Genomic DNA, 19,276 nt, shown 5'->3' with positions numbered 1-19,276 from the left:
GGTCATGCGGTGCCGCCGCGGAGCTCGGCGAGGAGCGCGGACACGGTCCGGCGTACCAACTCGACCTTGAAGGTGTTGCCGGGCAGCGGCGTCGCGTGCGCCAGTTCCGCGTCGATCGCCGCGGTGATCGCCTCGTCCGTGGGACGGGCGCCGCGCAGCGCGTCCTCGGCCAGGTGCGCGCGCCACGGTCTCGGGGCGACGCCGCCGAGCGCGATCCGCACGTCGTGCACGGTCCCGTCCCGCATCTCCAGCGCGGCCGCGACCGACACCAGCGCGAACGCGTAACTGGCCCGGTCGCGCACCTTGCGGTACGCGGACGCGCCGGCGAACGCCGACGGCGGCAGCTCGATCCACATGATGACCTCGTCCGGCGACAGCACGGTCTCGAGGTCCGGCCGGTCGCCCGGCAGCCGGTAGAACTCGCCGACCGGGATCGTCCGGTCACCGTCGCGCCCGGTCACCACGACGCGCGCGTCCAGCGCGGCGAGCGCCACGGCCATGTCCGACGGGTGCGCCGCGACGCAGTCCGGCGACGCGCCGAAGATCGAGTGGTACCGGGTGAAGCCGCCGATCGCGTCGCAGCCGCTGCCGGGTGCGCGCTTGTTGCAGCGGGAGCCGGCCGCGTCCGCGAAGTACGCGCAGCGGGTGCGCTGCATCAGGTTGCCGGCGGCCGTGGCCATGTTCCGGATCTGCGCGGACGCGCCGGCCAGGATCGCCCGGGACAGCATCGGATAGTCGCGCCGGATGAGCGGGTGCGCCGCGATCGCGCTGTTCCGCGCGGCCGCGCCGATCACCAGCCCGCCGTCCGCGGCCGGGGTGATCGTGTCCGGCAGCAGCCCGGTCACGTCCAGCAGCCCGGCCGGGGACTCCACGCCCTTGCGCATCAGGTCGACCAGGTTGGTGCCGCCGCCGAGCAGCCGCCAGCCGTCCGAGCCAGCCGCCGCGACCGCGTCCGCGACGGACGAGGGCCGGCGGTACGTCACGGGGTTCATGCCGCCTCCTCCGCGAGCTGCTTCGCCGTGTCCTGGTTCTCCGCGACGTGCATGATCGCGTCGATGATCCCGTTGTGGGCGCCGCACCGGCACAGGTTTCCGCTCATCCGCTCGCGCACCTCCACGCGGGACAGCGCCACCCGCTCCGCGCCGAGATCCGGCGTGACGTAACTCGGCGTGCCCGCGCGCACCTCGTCGAGCATGGCCGCGGCCGCGCAGATCTGACCCGGCGTGCAGTAGCCGCACTGCAGGCCGTCGGCCGCCACGAACGCGTCCTGCAGCGGGTGCGACTCCAGGCCCTCGATCGTGGTGACCGACCGGCCGGCCGCCTGCGCCGCGAGCGTCAGGCAGGACAGCACCCGGTCGCCGTCGACCAGCACCGTGCACGCGCCGCAGGCGCCCTGGTTGCAGCCGACCTTCGTGCCGGTCAGGTGCAGATGGTCACGCAGCAGATCGAGCAGGGAGACACGCGCGTCTTCCGGCGCCGCCACGTCCGTACCGTTGATCGTTATGTGCTCCATGTCTTCACGCTAGGAACCGCACGGCGTACCGTGAATGCCTGTGAGTTCAGATTTTCTTCGCGTGCGTCCGGGAGATCCACTCTCCGAGGTGCTCGACCTCGTCGACGTGCGCGGCGTGGTGTCCGGCGGTGCCGCGGTGAGCGGCGCGTGGATGTCACCGGAGATGGACATGAGCTCGGCGCTGAAGTTCATGGCCGTCGTCCGCGGCGGGATGCGCGTCCACGCCGCCGGCCTGGACGCGCCGGTCGACCTGACCGCCGGCGACGTCGTCGTGCTCAACCACCAGGACGGCGTACGGCTGGAGAGCGTCACGCCGGACGGGCTGCCCCGCCGCGTCATCGAGGAGGTCGACGTCAACGACGACGTGCTGGCGCTGTTCGGCTCCGCCACGGACGCCGACGACATCATGGTCGGCGGCCACGTCGACCTCAACCCGGCCGGTCACGCGCTGCTCGCGCCGGTGCTGCCCCCCGTGGCGCACGTGCGCGCGGCCGCGGCCGCCGCGACCGGTGTGCGGCGCGTCCTCGACCGGCTGTTCGAGGAACTGCTCGCCGACCGCGTCGGCTCCACGTTCGCCATGCGGCAGTACGGGCAGCTGTTCGTGCTCGAGCTGCTGCGCGCCTACATGCACCAGACCGACCTGCCGCCCGGCTGGCTGCGCGTGTCCACCGACGAACAGCTGCGCCCCACGCTCGCGCTGATGCACGGCGAACCGGCCCGCCGCCCGAGCGTCGACGAACTGGCCCGGGCCGCGTCGATGTCCCGCACGTCGTTCGCCGAACGGTTCCGCACGGTCGCGGGCATGCCGCCGGTCGCGTACATGAGCCGCTGGCGCATGCTGCACGCCCAGCGCGCGCTCCGCGACAGCGACGTCGGCGTGGGAGCGCTGGCCGGCCACCTGGGATACGCCTCGGAGAGCGCGTTCAGCACGGCCTTCAAACGCGAGACCGGCGAGTCCCCGCTCCGCTACCGCCAACGCCTGCGCCGCGCGACGGCGTAGGCGCGACGCCGCCGGGCACGTGCGGTCAGCCGCGGGCGGCCGATCCGCCCGCGGTGACCGTGCCGTCGTCCGCGGCGGTGCGGTGCGCCGGCGGCCCGGTGCGTGCACGGTTGCCGGCCGCGCGGGGGCGCAGCAGGATCGCCAGTGCGGCGCCGGCGGCGGCGAGCAGGGCGCCCGCGTACCCGTTGGCGGGGTAACCGAGGCCGGTGGCGAGCAGGGCGCCGCCGGCCGAGGTGCCGATGACGTTCGCGAGGTTGACGGCGGACTGGTTGAGCGCGGCCGCGACCGCGGGGGCGTGCGGGGCCGCGTCCATCAGGCGCAGCTGCAGCGACGGGAACATGAACAGCTGCACCACGCCGATCGCGAACGCGCCGGCGAACGGCGCCCACGGTGCGCTCATCACGGTCGCGAAACCGGCGAGCACCAGGCAGGCGGCGATGCCGCCGATCGGCACGGCACGGGCGACGTCCCAGTCCGCGGCCCGGCCACCGGCGACCGCGCCGACGGTCATGCCGGCGCCGTAGAGCATCAGCACCACCGGGGTCGCGGACCCGGACAGCCCGGCCACGTCGGTGGTGATCGGCGCGATGAAGCTGAGCACACAGTAGAGGCCGGCGAACGCGCTCGCGGCGACGGCGAAGCCGGCCCACAGCCCGGGGGAGCGCAGCGCGGCCACGGTCGCCCGCGCCCCGCCGGAACGCACCCCGCCGCCGGCCGCCGACGTTCCGGCGCCCGGAAGCGTTCCGGCGCCCGGAAGCGTTCCGGCGCCCGGAAGCGTTCCGGCGCCCGGCAGCGTCCCACCGGCCGGTAGCGGTCCGGTGGCGCCGGGGAGCGGTGGGGTGCCGGAGTCGCGTGGCACGAACGTCAGGACCGCGGCGAACGCCGCCACGAAGACCACCACGGCCAGGGTCAGCGCGGCCCGCCAGCTGAGTGCCTGGCCGAGGAAGATCGCCAGGGGTACGCCGAGAACGCTCGCGATCGTCTGTCCGATGCCGACCCAGGCGGTCGCGCGGCCCCGGCGCTCCCGGGGCACCAGCGACGCCGCCGTGGCGGCCGCGAGCGCGAGGTAGGCGCCGTGCGGCAGGCCCGCGACGAACCGGGCCAGGCAGAACAGCGGCAGGTTCGGCGCGAGCAGCGCGGCCGTGTTGCCGGCGATGAACAGCACCAGCGTGAGCAGCAGCAGCCGGTGCCGGGGCACCCGGGCGCCGACGATCGTGATCAGCGGGGCGCCGACGACCACGCCGAACGCGTACAGCGAGATCGCGGTGCCGACCGCGGCCGTGCTCGCGTCCAGGTCGGTCGCGATCCGGCCGAGCAGCCCGGTCACGGTCATCTCGGCGATGCCGATCCCGAACGCGCCGAGCGCCAGCGTGGTCAGCGCGGCCGGAACGCCGCGTGATCGCGGCACCGAGAACGTGGCCGGCTCAGACATCGCGGCCTCCACGGGTCCGCGCGCCGGCCGCGCCGCGATCGGGTGGCCCGTCGTCCCGGTGGGTGACGGAGGCACCGGCGACGAAGATCGGGTCGACCGTGACCGTCACCGGCGACGGGTCCGCGCCGGGGTCGGCGAGCCGGGCCAGCAGCCGTTCCGCGGCGCGGGCCGCGATCTCGTGGGTGGGCTGCTCGAACAGGGTCAGCCGGGGGAGGGTGGCCAGCGCCAGTTCGCGGGCGTCGAAGCCGACCAGCGACAGGTCCCGGCCGAGCCGGAGGCCGGAGTCGTTGATCGCGATCAGCGCGCCCAGCGTCAGGTCGTGGCTGGCGCAGAAGACCGCGGTCGGCCGGGGGCGCGCGGCGAGCAGGCGGCGCATCGCGTCGGTGCCGCCCGCGACCGTGTACGGCCCGGCCGGGATCAGCGCGTCGACGCCGTCGGCGCCCGCCTCGTCCCGGAAGCCGGCCGCCCGGTCGCGCAGCGTGGAGACGGCCGGGTCGCCGCAGATCGCGCCGACGCGCCGGTGCCCGTGGTCGAGCAGCAGGCGGGCGGCGCCGGCGCCGGCGCCGCGGTTGTCCAGCACCACCCGGTCGGTGGACAGGCCCGGGACGTCCCAGTCGACGGCCACCACCGGGATCGTCCGCGCGGCCTCGGTCAGCGCGGCCGCGTCGTGCGGCGGCGGCACCGTGATGATGCCTTCGATCATCCGGTTGCGCAGCAGCCCGAGCGCGTCGTCGCCGGGCCCCGGGCTGGTGGCCACGAGCAGGCTGAGCCCGGCCTCGCGCAGCGCGGTCTCCACCCCCGCGATGATGGTCAGGTGGAACGCGTTGGTGAGCGCGGGCAGCAGCACGCCGACCGTCCGGGACCGGCCGGAGCGCAGGTTCCGCGCGATGTCGTTGGGCCGGAAGCCGAGCTGCTCGGCCGCCTCCTCGATCGCGCGCCGGTTCTCGGCCAGCACCGTACGCCCGTTGTAGTACTTCGAGATCGTCGCCAGCGACAGGCCGGTCAGCCGCTGGATGTCCTTGTACGTCGACATCGGGCCTCCTCCTGAACGAAACGTTTCGCCCAACGATACCCGCCTGCGGTAAACCCGCAACCGGCGACGGGCGAAACGATTCGTTCAGGGGCGTCTCACCAGTCGTGCACGGTGCCGTCCGCCAGGCGGTTCACCGGCAGGTAGGCGGGGGAGTACGGGTGCGCGGCCGCCAGCTCCTCGTCCAGCTCCACGCCGATGCCCGGTGCCTCGCCGGGGTGCAGGTGGCCGTCGTCGAACGTGAACGCGTGCCGGAACACCTCGTGCGTGCGCGGCGTATAGCCGGAGTACTCCTGGATGCCGAAGTTGTGGATCGCCAGGTCCAGGTGGATCGCCGCGGCCATGCCGACCGGCGAGATGTCCTCCGGGCCGTGGATCGCGCTCTTGATCTGCCGGGTGGCCGCGTAGTCGAAGAGCTTGCGCATCGGCGTGACGCCGCCGAAGTGGGTGACGGCCGAGCGCACGTAGTCGATGAGGCGCTCGTCGATCAGCGTCTGGTAGTCGTAGACGGTGTTGAAGACCTCGCCGACGGCCAGCGGCGTGGTCGTGTGCTGCCGCACCAGCCGGAGCGCCGACTGGTCCTCGGCCGGCGTGCAGTCCTCCAGCCAGAACAGGTCGTACCGCTCGATCTCCTTGCCGAGGCGGGCGGCCTGCTGCGGCGTGAGCCGGTGGTGCGCGTCGTGCAGCAGCGGCAGGTCCGGACCGAACTCGGCGCGCACGGCCTCGAGCACGCGCGGCAGGTGCCGCAGGTAGGCGCCGGTGTCCCAGTCCTCGACGACCGGCAGCGCCCGCGCGTCGACCCGCACCCCGTCCGCCGACGTCGGCGCGATCGCGGTGCCGGCGTGCACGCCGTAGACGGTCTCCAGGCCGGGCACGCCGGTCTGCACCCGGACGCTCCGGTAGCCCTCCGCCAGCCGCGCCCGCACCGAGTCGAGCAGCTCCGGGATGTCCCGCCCGTTCGCGTGGCCGTAGGTGCGCACCCGGTCCCGGGACGCGCCGCCGAGCAGCTGGTAGAGCGGCAGCCCGGCGACCTTGGCCTTGATGTCCCACAGTGCCACGTCGACCGCGGCGATCGCGGCCATGGTGACCGGCCCGCGCCGCCAGTAGGCACCGCGGTACAGCGACTGCCAGGTGTCCTCGATCCGGTGCGGATCAAGACCGATCAGCAGCGGTACGACGTGGTCGCGCAGGTAGGAGACGACGGACAGCTCGCGCCCGTTGAGCGTGGCGTCGCCGAGCCCGGTCACCCCCTCGTCCGTGGTGATCTTCAGGGTGACGAAGTTGCGGCCCGGGCTGCTGACGATGACGCGTGCGTCGATGATCTTCATGAAGGTCCTTTCAGCCCTTGGTGGCACCGGCGGTCAGGCCGGCGACGAGATACTTCTGGCCGGCGACCGCGGCGACGAGGACCGGCACGGTCATCAGCGTGGCCGCGGCCATCAGCCCGCCCCAGTCGGTGGAGGCGTACGAGATGAAGTTGAACAGCGTCACCGGCATCGTCTTGGTGTCCTCGTCGGACAGGATCAGCGCGAACATGAAGTTGTTCCAGCTGAAGATGAACGCGAGCACGGACGCGGTGGCGGTACCGGGCGCGGCGAGCGGCAGCGCGATGCGCAGGAACGCGCCGAACGCGGAGAGCCCGTCCGTGCGGGCCGCCTCCTCCAGCTCGACCGGCAGCCCCTCGAAGAACCCGATCATGATCCAGAGAATCAGGGGTACGGAGACGAACATGTGGCTGAGCACGAGCACGGTGTACGAACCGACCAGCCCGAGCTGCGCGAACAGGTAGTACCACGGGACCAGCAGCGAGATGGCCGGCACGATCCGCGCGACCAGCACCAGCGACCCGGTGGAGTGCATGCGGAACCGCCCGACCGCCCACGCGGCCGGCACCGCGATCACGGCGGAGAGCACGGTGGAGACCACGCCGACCAGCGCGGAGTTGCCGAGCGACCGGACGATCTCGCCGTCCGCGAGGACGGCGCGGAAGTTCTCCAGCGTCGGCGTGAACCACAGCCCGACGGACGGGTCCGTGACCTGCACGTTGGTCTTGAAGGCGGCGGCGATCATCCAGACCACCGGCATCGCGATGACCAGGCAGACGATCACGATGGCGAGTGCGCGGAGCCAAACCCGGGCTTTCATGCGGACGCCTTCCCGGAGCGGCGCCGCAGCAGCACGACGACGCCGATGATGAAGAGGGTGAACAGCACCAGCACGGCCGACGCGAGGCCGTACTCCTGGTAGTCGAAGGTGAGCCCGTACGCGTACACGTTGAGCGTCTCGACCTCGAAGTCCGAGCCGCCGCCCGGGCCCTTGGTGGCGTACAGGATGTCGAAGGTCTTGAGGGCGTCGACCGCGCGCAGCACGAGCGCGGTCATCAGCGTGGTCATCAGCATCGGCAGCACGACGAACCGGAACCGCTGCCACGCGGTGGCGCCGTCGACGCGCGCGGCCTCCTCCGGCTCCTCCGGCAGCGTGGACAGGCCGGCGAGCAGCAGCAGCGCCATCATCGGCGTCCACTGCCACACGTCGATCAGCATCAGCACCGGCAGCGACTGGCTGACCGAGCCGAGGAACTCCTGCGGCGCGATGCCGAGGCCGCCGAGCAGGTGGTTGGCGATGCCGTTGGTCGGGTCCAGGATCAGCAGCCAGAGGATGCCGATCGCGACCGGCGTGGCCAGCAGCGGCACCATCAGGATCGACCGGACGATCCGCATGCCGCGGAACGGCCGGCGCAGCAGCATCGCGATCGCCAGGCCGAGCACGGTCTCGATGACCACCGCGCCGATCGTGAAGAACACGGTGCGCCAGACCGCGGGCCAGAAGCGGCGGCCGTCGGCGAGCGCGTCCGCGTAGTTCCGCACGCCGTGGTAGCTGTTGCCGGCGTTGACCGCGCCGAACGCGTCGGTCAGCGACAGGTTCAGCGTGAACAGCAGCGGGAAGATGATCATCAGGCCGACGAAGCCGAGCGCGGGGGCGAGCATCAGCCACCGCAGCCGCCGGTTGGACCGCTCGAACGTCATGGTGGCCATCAGAACTCCTGCTGGCGGTTGTCGCGGACGAGGAAGTCGGCGAACTCGGCGTGCGCGTCCGCGGCCACCGGCGCCACGTCCTGGCCGAGGATGCCGGCGACCAGCGGCCGGCCGACGATGTCGCGGGCCCGGCCGACCTGGATCACCGCGGGCCGGTCGATGCCGACACCGTTGCGCGCGTTGATCCGCATCGCCTCGGCCAGGTCGGCCGGGAACGACGCGAGCGTGGCCGGGTCCGCCCAGACCGACGACCGGGCGCCCGGGATGCCCGCGGTCTGCAGCGTGGTGACCATCTCCGGCCCGGACACCCAGCGGATGAACCGCCAGGCGTCGTCGCGCAGCCGGGAGAACTCGTTGATGCCCAGGCTCCACGACGGGATGTTGTGCGGGCGGGACCCCGCCGGCCCGGCCGGGAACGGCGCGAAACCGACCCGGTCCCGTACCGTGGAGATCTTCTCGTCGAGGAAGTTCGAATAGATCGCGTCCGCGTCGACGTAGAACGCGGCCTTGCCCTGCGCGAAGATCGGCATGGCCTGTTCCAGGCTCATGTTCGTGGCGCCGGGCGGCCCGGCCCGGTCCAGCAGCTCGCCGTAGAACCGGTAGGCCGCGACCGCCTCGGGGGAGCCGATGCCGGAGCCGCCGTCCGGCGTCGTGAAGTCGCCGCCGAACGAGTAGAGGAAGCTCGACCACTGGGTCACCGCGCCGCTGCGCTGACCGCGCCCGACGTACCCGAAGAGGTCGTCGCCGGTGAGGTCGAGAGCGGCCTCGCGGAGCGCGTCCAGCGTGGCCGGGGGCGCGTCCATCAGGTCCTTGCGGTAGTAGAGCGCCGGACGCTCGGTGACCACCGGGACGCTGAGCACCTTGCCGCGGGTGACCGACCGCTCGCGCGGCGCGTCCTGGAAGTCGCTCCAGGCGAAGCCCGCGTCGCTGCCGACCAGGCCGGTCAGGTCCGCCAGCCAGCCGTTGCGGGCGAAGAGCAGCTGCTCCTGCAGCGCGCGCACCATCATCACGTCGATGTCGGTGGCGGACGCGTTCAGCTTCACGTTGTAGCTGTTCGCGAGCTGGTCCGCGGTGAGCAGCTGCATGCTGACCCGCCGCCCGATCTGCTCCTCGAACTCCGGCAGCCGCTCCCGGACCGCCTGGGACCAGACGTGGTTGATCGCGGAGATGCGCAGCGGCGTGTTCGGGCCGGGGGTGCCGCCCCGGGTGCCGCAGGCGGCCAGCGTGGTGGCACCGGCCCCGGCCGCGAGAAGGGTGCCGAGCGTGCGCCGCGTCATCGGCCGCGCGGCCAGCCTTAGGTCGGACATCGTCGTCTCCGTTCTGGTCCAACTGGTACTACCAGTTGGACCAGTGGGGACGTTAACAAGACGTTTCGCGCGCTGCAAGAGCTAGCTGCGGGTCTGGTCCAGGAGCCGGTCGAGGTGCCGGGTCGCCATCACGTCCAGGCTCTCGTCCAGGTCGGCGCCGTAGGTGCGCAGCCCGAGCGCGAGGTGCTCGCGCATGCAGGAGCGGGCCAGCGGCACGTCGTGGCGGACGATCGCGTCCAGGATCTCCGGGTGGTGCGGCACGCCCGGCTGGCCGATCGCGGGATCCGAGTTCGACCGGAGCATCATCTCGAACATCAGCCCGCCGGCGCTGGCCAGCATCACCCGCAGCACCGGGTTGCCGCTGGCGGCCGCGATCGCGTCGTGGAACGCCAGGTCGGCACGGGCCTTGCTGGCCGCGTCCGGCGCGTCGAGGATCCGCTGATTGGCGGCCTCGATCACGGCGATCTCGGCCGGGGTGGCGCGCTGCGCGGCGAGCCCGGCGATCTCCACCTCGACCGGGATCCGCGCCTCGATCAGCTGCCGCACGGTCGGCCGCTCGCCGGGGAACGCCGGGTGGGTGCGGTGCGCGGTCACGAACGACCCACGCCCCGGCTGCACGTCGATCAGCTCCTGCGCCTCCAGCCGGCGCAGCACCTCGCGCACCACGTTGCGGCTGGCGCCGAACCGGGTGGCCAGCTCCCGCTCGGACGGCAGCTTCGCGCCCGCGGCCAGCGTGCCGCCGTGGATGTCGTGCTCCAGCTGCCGGGCGATGCGTTCCGTGAGGAGACCGCGGACCGCGGGCGTGGCAGGGGAGGCGGGGTGCATGGAGGCCAGCTTACGAGACCGTGCACAGCGCGCGGACGGCGCGCGTGACCGCGGCCGCCAGCCCGTCCGGCGGGCCGGGGAACGCGAGCTGGTGCAGGATCAGGCCGTCCAGGAAGTCCATCAGCGCGTCGCACTCCCGCTCCGGGTCGGTCGCGCCACTCGCGCGCAGCAGGCCCGCGGCCCAGGCGCGCAGCTCGCGCGCGGACGACCCGAGCGGGCCCTGCAGGTCGGGGCGCAGCGCGGCCTCGACGAACAGCGCGAACCGGGCGATCGTCACGGTCCGGTCCGGGCCGAGCGCGCGGTGCACGTACCCGGTCAGCACCGCGGCCAGCGCGTCCGCGCCGGTCGGGTGGACCAGCCCGGCGATCGCGGTCCAGGCCGCGCGGTCCCGCTCGGCGAAGCGCGCGGTGACCGCGCCGATCAGCGCGTCCCGGGTCTTGAAGTAGTTCGCGGCGGAACCGGCCGGCAGCGCCGCGGCCGCGTCCACCGCGCGGTGGGTCAGCGCGCGCGTCCCCTGCCGGCCGAGGACGTCGATGGCGGCGTCGAGCAGCTGCTCCTGACGGGTCGGCACCCGGACACAGTAGCGGATCACAACAGGTGTTGTTTAGCAACAACACCTGTTGTACGGTCGGGGCATGACGAACGAGGTGGAGATCATCGGTGGTGGCATCGGCGGGCTGGCGGCCGCGATCGCGCTGCGCCGCACCGGCCGGACGGTCACCGTCCGTGAGCGGGACGCGGCGCTGCCCGCCACCGGCACCGCGCTCGCTCTGTGGCCGGCCGCGCTCCGGGCGCTGGACGCGATCGGCGTCGGCGGCGACGTGCGCCGGGCCGGGGTGCGGCAGCGGTCCGCCGCGTTCCTCCGGCCGGACGGGTCCCGGATCGCCGCGATCGACCTGGAACGGTGGCGCCGCCGCACCGGCGACGACGTCGTCCTGCTCTCCCGCCCGGCCCTGCTCGCCATCCTGCACCGGGCCGCGGCGGAGGCGGGCGCGGAACTGCGGGCCGGTGAGCCGGTGCGCGACGGCGACGTGGACGCGGAACTGGTCGTGGCGGCGGACGGCGTGTTCAGCCGCACCCGCGAGCGGCTGTTCGGGCCGGTCTCCCGGGCCCGGCCGACCGGCGTCACGGCCTGGCGCGGCACGCTCGACGGCCGCCGCACGGACACGGCCGCCGAGGTGTGGGGCCGGGGTGTCAAGTTCGGCGTGACACCGCACGAGGGCGGCCGGACCAACTGGTTCGCGTCCGCGCCCGGCACCTTCCCGCCCGGCGACGAGGTCGCCCGGCTGCGCGGGATGTTCGCGGGCTGGGCGCCCCCGGTCCGTACCGTGCTGGACGCTCTCGACGGCGCCACCGTGCTGCGGCACGAGGTGTTCGTGACACCGGCGCTGCCGTCGTTCACCCGCGGGCGGGTCGCGCTGATCGGCGACGCCGCGCACGCGATGCCGCCCGACCTCGGCCGCGGCGCCTGCGAGGCGCTGATCGACGCGGTCGCGCTGGCCGGTCACGTCCGGTCGGCCGCCGGCGTTCCGGAAGCCCTGCGCCGGTACGACCGGGAGCGCCGTCCGGCCACCCGGCGGCTCGCCCGGATGGCCGGTCTGGCCGCGCGGCTGACCCACGTCCGGCACGCGCTCCCGGTCCGCGACCGCCTGCTGCGCACCGCGATGCTGGCCGGCCCGCCCGGCTAGCGCGTGTCTGATGGACCGCGCCGCAGGCCGTCGGGACTCGTCGAACAAGCCTTAGCGTGTGTGCGGCGTGGCACTGCGGACCGGTGCGTTCCGGTGCTCGGTGGTGGTGAAGCGGCGGCGGTAGGCGTCCGGGGTCAGGCCGGTGTGCCGCCTGATGAGTGTGCGCAGGTTCGTGGTGCTGCCCAGGCCGCTGGCGTGCGCGACCGTGTCCAGGCGCTGCTCACCGGCCTCGAGGAGCCGGCAGGCCAGCGCGACACGCTGACCGGTCAGCCAGGCCAGCGGCGTGGTGCCGAGCTCGGCGCGGAACCGGCGGTGCAGCGTCGCGGGACTGACCGCGGCGCGTGCGGCCAGGTCGGTGACGCCCAGCGGCCGGTCCAGCCGCGCGGTGGCCCAGTCGAGCAGCGGCGCCAGCGACGTGTCCGGCACGGCCGGGACCGGCTGCGGGACGAACTGGCGCTGGCCGCCGTCGCGGTGCGCGGCGAACACCAGCCGGCGGCTGACCGCGTTGGCGACCTCGGCGCCGTGGTCGCGGCGGATCAGATGCAGGCCGAGGTCGAGCGCGGCCGCGCTGCCGGCGGCGGTGAGCACGTCGCCGTCGTCGACGAACAGCACGTCCGGCCGCAGCAGCACGCGCGGGTGGCGACCGGCGAACAGCTCGGTCCAGCGCCAGTGCGTGGTCGCCCGGCGGCCGTCCAGCACGCCGGCCGCGGCCAGCGTGAACGCGCCGGTGCAGAAGCTGACCAGCCGGGCCCCGCGGCCGGCGGCCCGGCGGACGACGTCGAGCACGGCCGGCGCCGGCGGTACGTACGGGTCCGGCCGGTTCGGGACGATGAGCGTGTCCGCCCGGTCCGCGGCCGCCGGCCCGGGTACGTCGGTGAGGGTGAACATCCCGGCGTGCATGCGGGTCGACGGCGTGGCGGCGCAGAGCGTGAAGTCGTACCAGCGGCGGTCGATCTCCGGCCGGCGCAGCCCGAACAGCTCGGTGGCCACGCCCATCTCGAACGGGTTCGAGCCGTCCTCGACGAGCATCACCACCCGATGCGGCTGCGAGGATTCTTGCGACATGCGCGATTTCTAGCACTCACGGCGGCCGTCCGGCATCGGCCACGATGACCGGCATGATGACCGAACCGGTGGAACTGTCCGCGGCCCTGGCCACCTTCGAGGCGCTGTGGAGCCCGCGCATCGTCACCCGCGTCAACGACTACGACGTCCGCGTGGCCAAGGTCGCCGGTGAGCACGTCTGGCACCGCCACGACGACACCGACGAGTTCTTCCTCGTGCTGTCCGGCGAGCTGACCATCGAGCTGCGTGACCGCGCGGTCGTCCTGCCGCGGGGCGCGGTCTTCGTCGTCCCGCGCGGCACCGACCACAAGCCGTCCTCCGCGGCCGGTGCCGAGATCCTGATGTTCGAGCCCACCGGCACCTCCACGGTCGGCGACCAGCACGACCCGGTCCCGGGCCACGTCGACGTCACCACCGGTCACGACCTGCGGGGTCACGCCTGACGGGCGGCGGGCTCCCGCCGTCACGGGACCCCGTCGATCAGCGTGGACGGTCTCGCGGGCGTGTCGTGCGCGCGCAGCCCGGCGAGGATCAGCGGGAACGTGTCCCGGTGGGCGTCGCGGCCGAGGAGCACGTCGAGATGGCCGTAGCCGGGCAGGACGTGCAGTGTGTGGCGGCCGGGTGCGTGGCGCTCCAGGTACGCGTGCGTGCGGCGCTGGCTGTCCGGCAGGAAGCAGCGGTTGTGCGCGCCGGCCAGCAGCGTGACCCGCGCGTCCGTGCGCGGTGCCGCCGCCGCGTGGTCCGGTGGCAGGCCGTCCAGTGCGGAGACGAGGTGGCCGGCCCGCACGGACGCGGCCATCTGCCGGAAGAAGCTGATCGGGACCGGGCCGAACTCGTGCGGGATGAACTCGTCGTGCATCTCCGGCGTCAGGTTCTCGTGGCGCCACAGTGCCGGGAAGCCGCTGCCGTACGTGCAGCTGACCAGCTTGCACACGGTGTTGTCGCACTCGTGGTGCACCGCCCGGACCAGCGCGGTGATCACCCGGGGCGTCAGGTCGCGCGGCGGGTTCCGGCCCCAGGACGGGTCGAGGTGCGTGAGGAGCCGGGACATCAGCGGCACGCCGGCCCGCAGCTTCACCCGCGACCACGCCGGCACCACCGGGTGCAGCGACACCGCGTTGCTGACCACGGTGTCCACCTGCGGCAGCAGCCCGGCGCAGAGCGCCATCATGAACGTGACCGACCCCTGGCAGTGGACGACCGCGGAGAGCCGCTCCGCGCCGGTCTCGGCCAGCACCGTGCGCACGGCCGCCGGGTGGTCGTGGAGCGCGGCCTCGTCCAGCGTCCACGGCCGGGGTGGCAGGTCGATGCTGGCCCGCCAGTCCAGCAGCCACACGTCCCAGCCGGCCTCGGTCAGCGGCCCGGTCAGCTGGTGGAAGATCGTGCTGCGTACGCCGGCGCCGTGTGCCAGCAGTACCGGTCCGAGCGCGGGCTCCCGCGCGCCGCGCACGTTGGTCAGTTTCAGCGGTGTGCCGTCGTCGGCACGGAACTGTACGACACGTGACATGGTGACTCCCCCCGTAATTCCGCCCGTAGGGTAGCGGCGCCGTGCAACGATGCATGCGAATCAGTCGATCGGCACTCATTACGGGGGTTGTGATGCCGAACGCTCATGAGCACGTGGACGTCGTCGTGGTCGGGTCCGGGTTCGGGGGGTCGGTGGCCGCCTACCGGTTCGCCGAGGCCGGGCTGCGGACCGTGCTGCTGGAGCGGGGCCGGGCGTACGCGCCGGGAGACTTTCCGCGCGCGCCGGCCGACATGGCGCGCAACCTGTGGGATCCGGGCGCGGGCCTGCACGGCATGTTCGACGTCTGGTCGTTCGAGGGCATCGACGCGATCGTGTCCAGCGGGCTCGGCGGTGGCTCGCTGATCTACGCGAACGTGCTGCTGCGCAAGGACGAGGCCTGGTTCGTCCGGGACCAGGCACTGCCCGGCGGCGGCGTCGAGGACTGGCCGCTGACCCGCGCGGACCTGGACCCGCACTACGACCGCGTGGAACGGATGATCGGCCCGGTGCCGTACCCCATAGATCATCGGCCCTTCGACCGTACGGCGAAGACGCGCGCGATGATGGAGACGGCTCGCCGGCTCGGGCTCGACCTGCGGCTGCCACCGCTGGCGGTCAGCTTCGCGTCCCGGCCCGGTGGCGTGCCCGGCCCCGGCCAGGCGATCGACGACCACCCGGCCTACCGGAACCTGCACGGCGTGCCGCGGCTGACCTGCCGGCTGTGCGGCGAGTGCGACATCGGCTGCAACGACGGCGCGAAGAACTCACTCGACCACACCTACCTGTCGGCCGCGAAGGAGCAGGGAGCGGATCTGCGGGTACGGCACGAGGTGCGCACCGTCGCGGCCCGCGAGCGGGGTGGCTACCAGGTGCGGTACGTGATCCACGACGACTCGCCACCGGACCGCCTGCCGGTGCGCGTGCTCACCTGTGACCGGCTGGTGCTCGCGGCCGGCGCGCTCGGCACGACCTGGCTGCTGCTGCGCGACCGTGACCGGTTGCCCGGGATCAGCGCCGCGCTCGGCACCCGGTTCAGCGGCAACGGCGACCTGCTCGGCTTCGTGCTGCGCGCGGTCACGCCGGACGGCCGTCCCCGCCCGCTGCGCGGCTCGCACGGCCCGGTGATCACCAGCGCGGTGCGCGTGCCCGACCGGGCCGACGGCGGCACCGGGCGCGGTCACTACGTGGAGGACGCCGGATATCCCGGCTTCCTGGACTGGCTGGTGGAGGCGACGCAGTGGCACGGCCTGACCCGGCGGGCGCTGCTGTTCGCGCTGTCCCGTGCGCAGAACCGGCTGACCGGTGGCGGCCGGACCGCGATCGCCGCGGAGCTGGCCGCGCTGTTCGGCGGCACCGAGCTGTCCGAGACGTCGCTGCCGCTGCTCGGCATGGGCCGGGACGTCCCGGACGGCCGGCTGGGCCTGCGCCGCGGCCGGCTCGCCGTGGACTGGAGCCCGGACGGGTCCCGGGCCTACTTCGAGGACGTGCGGGCCACCATGCGCGAGATCGCGACCGCGCTCGGCGGCGAGTTCCAGGACAACCCGCTCGGCGCGACGCGGCAGGTCGTCACCGTGCACCCGCTCGGCGGCGCACCGATGGCGCGCCGGCCGGACCGGGGCGTCACGGATCCGTACGGCGAGGTGTTCGGTCTTCCGGGTCTGTACGTCGCGGACGGCGCCGCGCTGCCCGGCCCGGTCGGCACGAACCCGGCGCTGACCATCGCCGCGCATGCGGACCGGCTCGCCGACCGCGCGCTGGGCACGCCGCTGCGCCGGCCGCGGTTCGTCCGCGCGCCGCCGACCCGGCTGTCGTTCACCGAGGAGATGACCGGGTTCTGCGCGGTCCGGCTGACCGTCGAGATCGACGACGTGTTCCGGTTCGTCGCCGACCCGGACCACGAGGCGCGGGTGACCGGGACGATCGACCATCCGCTGCTCGGCCGGCACGACGTCACCGGCGGCACGTTCCGGCTGTTCCCGGACGAGGGCGGGCAGACCCGGCACCTGCGGTACCGGTTGCCGTTCGGCACGCTGTGCCTGGTCGGCCGCAAGGACGTGCGCGACGATCCCGGCCTCGACCTGTGGCCGGACACGACCACGCTGTACGCGCGCGTCGTCGGCCGGCCGGACGGGGAGCTGATCGACGAGGGCGAGCTCCGGATCGGCCGCGCCGCGTTCCTGGAGCAGCTGGGCACGATCCGGGTGACCGGCCCGCGCCGGGCCGCCGCGCTCGCCGCGTTCGGCCGCCTCTTCGCCGGCACGCTCTGGGACGTCTACGCCGGTCAGGCCGTGTGAGCCGGCGGTACGCCGCGGTGGTGAACCGGGCGCGAAGCGGGAGATCGGGCTCGGCCGCCCCGCGCCCGGAGTAACGGCATGCCGTCCGGCACGCCAGCCGTATCGGCGGCCGGCCGGCGCTGCTGAGCCTTCTCGCGGTGGCACTCAGCACAGCGCGGGCCGCGCGTGTCGCTTTTCGGCCAGCCCGTCGTTTCACGGATCGTCGGCTGACCGTCACGGGGTTTCTGTCGGTCTCGCGCCGCCGGCGACGGCCGGTCCGCGTCGCCGGTACCCGCGGGTCAGTCCAGGGTGCCGCTGCGGTGGTGGTGGCGGCAGAGCACCTGGTAGCGGACCTCCGCGTGCGCGGCGGTGTCGCCGATCACCACCTGTTCGCCGGCGCGGACGATCTGGCCGTCGACGATCCGGGCGTTCAGGTGGCCGCGGCGGCCGCACCAGCAGAGCACCTCGACCTGCAGCCGGTGCACCTCGTCGGCCAGCTCGAACAGCCGCTGCGACGCCGGGAACAGCCGCGAACGGAAGTCGCTGGCCAGGCCGAACGCGAACACGTCCACGCCGGCCCGGTCCACCAGGTCGGCGAGCTGCTCGATGTGGTCCACCGTGTAGAAGCAGGCCTCGTCGCAGATCAGGTAGTCGACCTTGCCGTACGCGAGGTCCCACAGGTTCAGGTCGTCGGTGACCTCGATCGCGTCCTGCGCCAGGCCGATCCGGGTGGTGACCTTCGGGCCGAGCGAGCGGTCGTTGCGGGTCAGCACCAGCCCGCGGCGCCCCTGCCGGCCGTGGTTGTGGTGCATCTGCAGCGCGAGCGTCGACTTGCCGCAGTCCATCGGCCCCCAGTAGAACGTCAGCCGGGCACCGGGCCCGTTGCCGCCGAGCCCCGGCAGAGGGGAGTGGGTGGTCGCGAGCGCGGAGTCGTTCTTCACGGCCGGTGAGCATAGCCGGTGACGGGTGGCCCGCCCCGCGACAGACGCACGGGTGCGACCCGGCTCGCCCCGCCACCGGACGCGCCACCCGCCGCGCCGTCGGCGAACCGGACCCGATTGGGCGCCTTTGCCCGAATTTCCCGCCCCGGATCGGCGGGGCGTGTCGGTGATCACCCCGCACCGCCGGAGGGCTCCCTTCCCGGCGGTACGGCGGCGGCGCGCGGTTCCCCGGCCGCCGTCGGGTGCCGGGGAACCACGTGCCGTCAGGCGACCGGCGAGGCCACCTCGGCCCGGTGGTTGCGGATGATCTCCGCGTACCGGTGGCCGCTGTTCTTGATCGTGCGGACCTGGGTGTCGTAGTCGACGTGGACCAGGCCGAAGCGCTTGTCGTAGCCGTACGCCCACTCGAAGTTGTCCAGCAGCGACCACGCGAAGTAGCCGGCCAGCGGCGCGCCCTGGGCGACCGCGGACGCGCACGCGGCCAGGTGGTCCTCCAGGTACGCGGTGCGCTGCTTGTCCTCGACCGTGCCGTCCGGGCCCGGCGCGTCCGCCCAGGCCGACCCGTTCTCGGTCACGTAGATCTTCCGGGCGCCGTACTCGTGCGTGACGCGCAGCAGCAGCTGTTCCAGGCCGGCCGCGTGGACCTCCCAGCCCATCGCGGTCTCCAGCGCGCCCTCGACCGGCACCTGGCGGCCGTGCGGCGCGGGCGCCTCGGGTGCGTCCGCGATCAGCTGCCGGAAGTAGTAGTTGAGCCCGAAGAACTCCGTCGGTGCCGCGATCGCCTCGAGGTCGCCGTCCCGCACCGGCGGCGCGATGCCGTACGTGGCGATCATGTCGGCCGGGTAGCCGCGGCCGAAGACCGGGTCCAGCCACCAGCGGTTGGTGTGCCCGTCCGCGCGCCGGGCCGCGGCCACGTCCGCCGGCCGGTCGCTGGCCGGCTCGATCGGGCTGAGGTTGAGCACGATGCCGACGTCGGCCGGCCGCGGGGAGTGCGCGCGGACCGCGGCCATGCCGAGCCCGTGCGCGAGCAGCAGGTGGTGGCTGGCCGGAACCGCGCGCGCGAGCGACGTCTCGCCGGGCGCCATCGTGCCGTCGAGGTGCCCGATCCACGCGCTGCACAGCGGCTCGTTCATGGTCATCCAGTTGGTGACCCGGTCACCGAGCCGGGCCGCGACCACGGCCGCGTAGTCGGCGAACGCGTACGCGGTGTCCCGCTCCGGCCAGCCGCCGAGGTCCTGCAGCGCCTGCGGCAGGTCCCAGTGGTAGAGCGTGGCGAACGGTGTGACGCCGGCCGCGAGCAACCGGTCGACGAGCCGGTCGTAGAAGTCGAGACCGGCCGCGTTGACCTGCCCGCGCCCGTCCGGGACGATCCGCGGCCAGGCGATCGAGAAGCGGTAGGCGTCCAGCCCGAGGCGCTTCATCAGCGCCACGTCCTCCGGCACGCGGTGGTAGTGGTCGGCGGCGACGTCGCCGGTGTCGCCGTTGTCGATCGCGCCGGGCACGCGGCAGAACGTGTCCCAGATCGACGGCTTGCGGCCGTCCGCGGACACGGCCCCCTCGATCTGGTAGGCCGACGTGGCGGCCCCCCAGACGAAGGCCGGGGGAAGGGCGGCGAACTCGCGCACTGAGGCTCCTCCGATGGTGATCTTTCAGCACTTAA

Annotated in this window: 18 protein-coding genes; 4 read left to right on the top strand and 14 right to left on the bottom strand. The window is 73.7% G+C overall.

What is annotated here, in order from left to right; genetic code table 11:
- Nucleotides 1-2 precede the first annotated feature (2 nt).
- Both J2S44_RS42360 and J2S44_RS42355 read right to left on the bottom strand, forming a co-directional pair.
- On the bottom strand, nt 3-992 hold the full coding sequence (locus J2S44_RS42360; protein ID WP_310429261.1) for an FAD binding domain-containing protein: 990 nt from the start codon (nt 990-992) through the stop codon (nt 3-5).
- Nucleotides 989-1,513: a (2Fe-2S)-binding protein gene (locus tag J2S44_RS42355; RefSeq protein WP_310429259.1), complete on the bottom strand. Its 525-nt coding sequence runs from the start codon at nt 1,511-1,513 to the stop codon at nt 989-991. The genes J2S44_RS42360 and J2S44_RS42355 overlap by 4 nt, the downstream gene beginning before the upstream one ends.
- Before the next feature lie 61 nt (nt 1,514-1,574).
- On the opposite strand from J2S44_RS42355, the gene J2S44_RS42350 reads away from it, so the two are divergent.
- Nucleotides 1,575-2,513, top strand: a complete 939-nt coding sequence (locus tag J2S44_RS42350) for a helix-turn-helix domain-containing protein (protein ID WP_310429257.1) — start codon at nt 1,575-1,577, stop codon at nt 2,511-2,513.
- Between the two features lie 25 nt (nt 2,514-2,538).
- Here J2S44_RS42350 and J2S44_RS42345 read toward each other — a convergent pair whose 3' ends face one another.
- The 8 genes from J2S44_RS42345 to J2S44_RS42310 form a co-directional block, all read right to left on the bottom strand.
- Nucleotides 2,539-3,945: an MFS transporter gene (locus J2S44_RS42345; RefSeq protein ID WP_310429255.1), complete on the bottom strand. Its 1,407-nt coding sequence runs from the start codon at nt 3,943-3,945 to the stop codon at nt 2,539-2,541.
- Nucleotides 3,938-4,978 (bottom strand): LacI family DNA-binding transcriptional regulator, encoded by a 1,041-nt coding sequence (locus tag J2S44_RS42340; RefSeq protein ID WP_310429253.1) that lies wholly within the window; start codon nt 4,976-4,978, stop codon nt 3,938-3,940. The genes J2S44_RS42345 and J2S44_RS42340 overlap by 8 nt, the downstream gene beginning before the upstream one ends.
- Nucleotides 4,979-5,073: 95 nt before the next feature.
- Entirely contained in the window at nt 5,074-6,303 is a 1,230-nt protein-coding gene (manD, locus tag J2S44_RS42335; RefSeq protein ID WP_310429251.1) for a D-mannonate dehydratase ManD, read from the bottom strand.
- Nucleotides 6,304-6,313: 10 nt separating this feature from the next.
- Nucleotides 6,314-7,120, bottom strand: a complete 807-nt coding sequence (locus J2S44_RS42330) for a carbohydrate ABC transporter permease (RefSeq protein ID WP_310429249.1) — start codon at nt 7,118-7,120, stop codon at nt 6,314-6,316.
- Nucleotides 7,117-8,010 carry a carbohydrate ABC transporter permease gene (locus J2S44_RS42325; RefSeq protein WP_310429247.1) on the bottom strand — a complete coding sequence of 298 codons (894 nt, stop codon included), beginning with the start codon at nt 8,008-8,010 and terminating at the stop codon, nt 7,117-7,119. The genes J2S44_RS42330 and J2S44_RS42325 overlap by 4 nt, the downstream gene beginning before the upstream one ends.
- Nucleotides 8,010-9,317 (bottom strand): ABC transporter substrate-binding protein, encoded by a 1,308-nt coding sequence (locus J2S44_RS42320; RefSeq protein WP_310429245.1) that lies wholly within the window; start codon nt 9,315-9,317, stop codon nt 8,010-8,012. Before J2S44_RS42320 ends, J2S44_RS42325 begins: the two co-directional genes overlap by 1 nt.
- 81 nt (nt 9,318-9,398) lie before the next feature.
- Entirely contained in the window at nt 9,399-10,142 is a 744-nt protein-coding gene (locus tag J2S44_RS42315; RefSeq protein WP_310429242.1) for a FadR/GntR family transcriptional regulator, read from the bottom strand.
- A 10-nt stretch (nt 10,143-10,152) separates the two neighbouring features.
- Nucleotides 10,153-10,713 carry a TetR/AcrR family transcriptional regulator gene (locus J2S44_RS42310; RefSeq protein ID WP_310429240.1) on the bottom strand — a complete coding sequence of 187 codons (561 nt, stop codon included), beginning with the start codon at nt 10,711-10,713 and terminating at the stop codon, nt 10,153-10,155.
- A 64-nt stretch (nt 10,714-10,777) separates the two neighbouring features.
- Here J2S44_RS42310 and J2S44_RS42305 point away from each other — a divergent pair, with 64 nt between their 5' ends.
- Nucleotides 10,778-11,830 carry an FAD-dependent oxidoreductase gene (locus J2S44_RS42305; RefSeq protein ID WP_310429238.1) on the top strand — a complete coding sequence of 351 codons (1,053 nt, stop codon included), beginning with the start codon at nt 10,778-10,780 and terminating at the stop codon, nt 11,828-11,830.
- 51 nt (nt 11,831-11,881) lie between these two features.
- Here the strand turns inward: J2S44_RS42305 and J2S44_RS42300 are convergent, their stop codons facing one another.
- Nucleotides 11,882-12,895, bottom strand: coding sequence for a helix-turn-helix domain-containing protein (locus J2S44_RS42300; protein ID WP_310429235.1), 1,014 nt, complete (start codon nt 12,893-12,895; stop codon nt 11,882-11,884).
- A 53-nt stretch (nt 12,896-12,948) separates the two neighbouring features.
- On the opposite strand from J2S44_RS42300, the gene J2S44_RS42295 reads away from it, so the two are divergent.
- Complete coding sequence (locus tag J2S44_RS42295; RefSeq protein WP_310429233.1) at nt 12,949-13,338, top strand: cupin domain-containing protein; 390 nt, start codon at nt 12,949-12,951, stop codon at nt 13,336-13,338.
- 20 nt (nt 13,339-13,358) lie between these two features.
- Here J2S44_RS42295 and J2S44_RS42290 read toward each other — a convergent pair whose 3' ends face one another.
- Nucleotides 13,359-14,402, bottom strand: coding sequence for an alpha/beta hydrolase (locus J2S44_RS42290; RefSeq protein WP_310429231.1), 1,044 nt, complete (start codon nt 14,400-14,402; stop codon nt 13,359-13,361).
- Nucleotides 14,403-14,494: 92 nt separating this feature from the next.
- Here J2S44_RS42290 and J2S44_RS42285 point away from each other — a divergent pair, with 92 nt between their 5' ends.
- A complete protein-coding gene (locus J2S44_RS42285; RefSeq protein WP_310429229.1) occupies nt 14,495-16,696 on the top strand; it encodes a GMC oxidoreductase in 2,202 nt (733 codons plus the stop codon).
- A gap of 278 nt (nt 16,697-16,974) precedes the next feature.
- On the opposite strand, the gene J2S44_RS42280 is transcribed toward J2S44_RS42285, so the two are convergent.
- Together J2S44_RS42280 and J2S44_RS42275 are read right to left on the bottom strand one after the other, a co-directional pair.
- The gene (locus tag J2S44_RS42280; protein WP_310430157.1) at nt 16,975-17,577 is read right to left on the bottom strand and encodes a thymidine kinase; all 603 of its coding nucleotides are present in this window, start codon (nt 17,575-17,577) and stop codon (nt 16,975-16,977) included.
- A 302-nt stretch (nt 17,578-17,879) separates the two neighbouring features.
- The gene (locus J2S44_RS42275; RefSeq protein WP_310429227.1) at nt 17,880-19,241 is read right to left on the bottom strand and encodes a GH1 family beta-glucosidase; all 1,362 of its coding nucleotides are present in this window, start codon (nt 19,239-19,241) and stop codon (nt 17,880-17,882) included.
- Between the last annotated feature and the right edge of the window lie 35 nt (nt 19,242-19,276).

The sequence above is a fragment of the Catenuloplanes niger genome, from assembly GCF_031458255.1.
Classification (GTDB): domain Bacteria; phylum Actinomycetota; class Actinomycetes; order Mycobacteriales; family Micromonosporaceae; genus Catenuloplanes; species Catenuloplanes niger.
The sequence above is the reverse complement of the archived record's forward strand: the minus strand, read 5'-3'. Positions and strand labels throughout refer to the sequence as shown.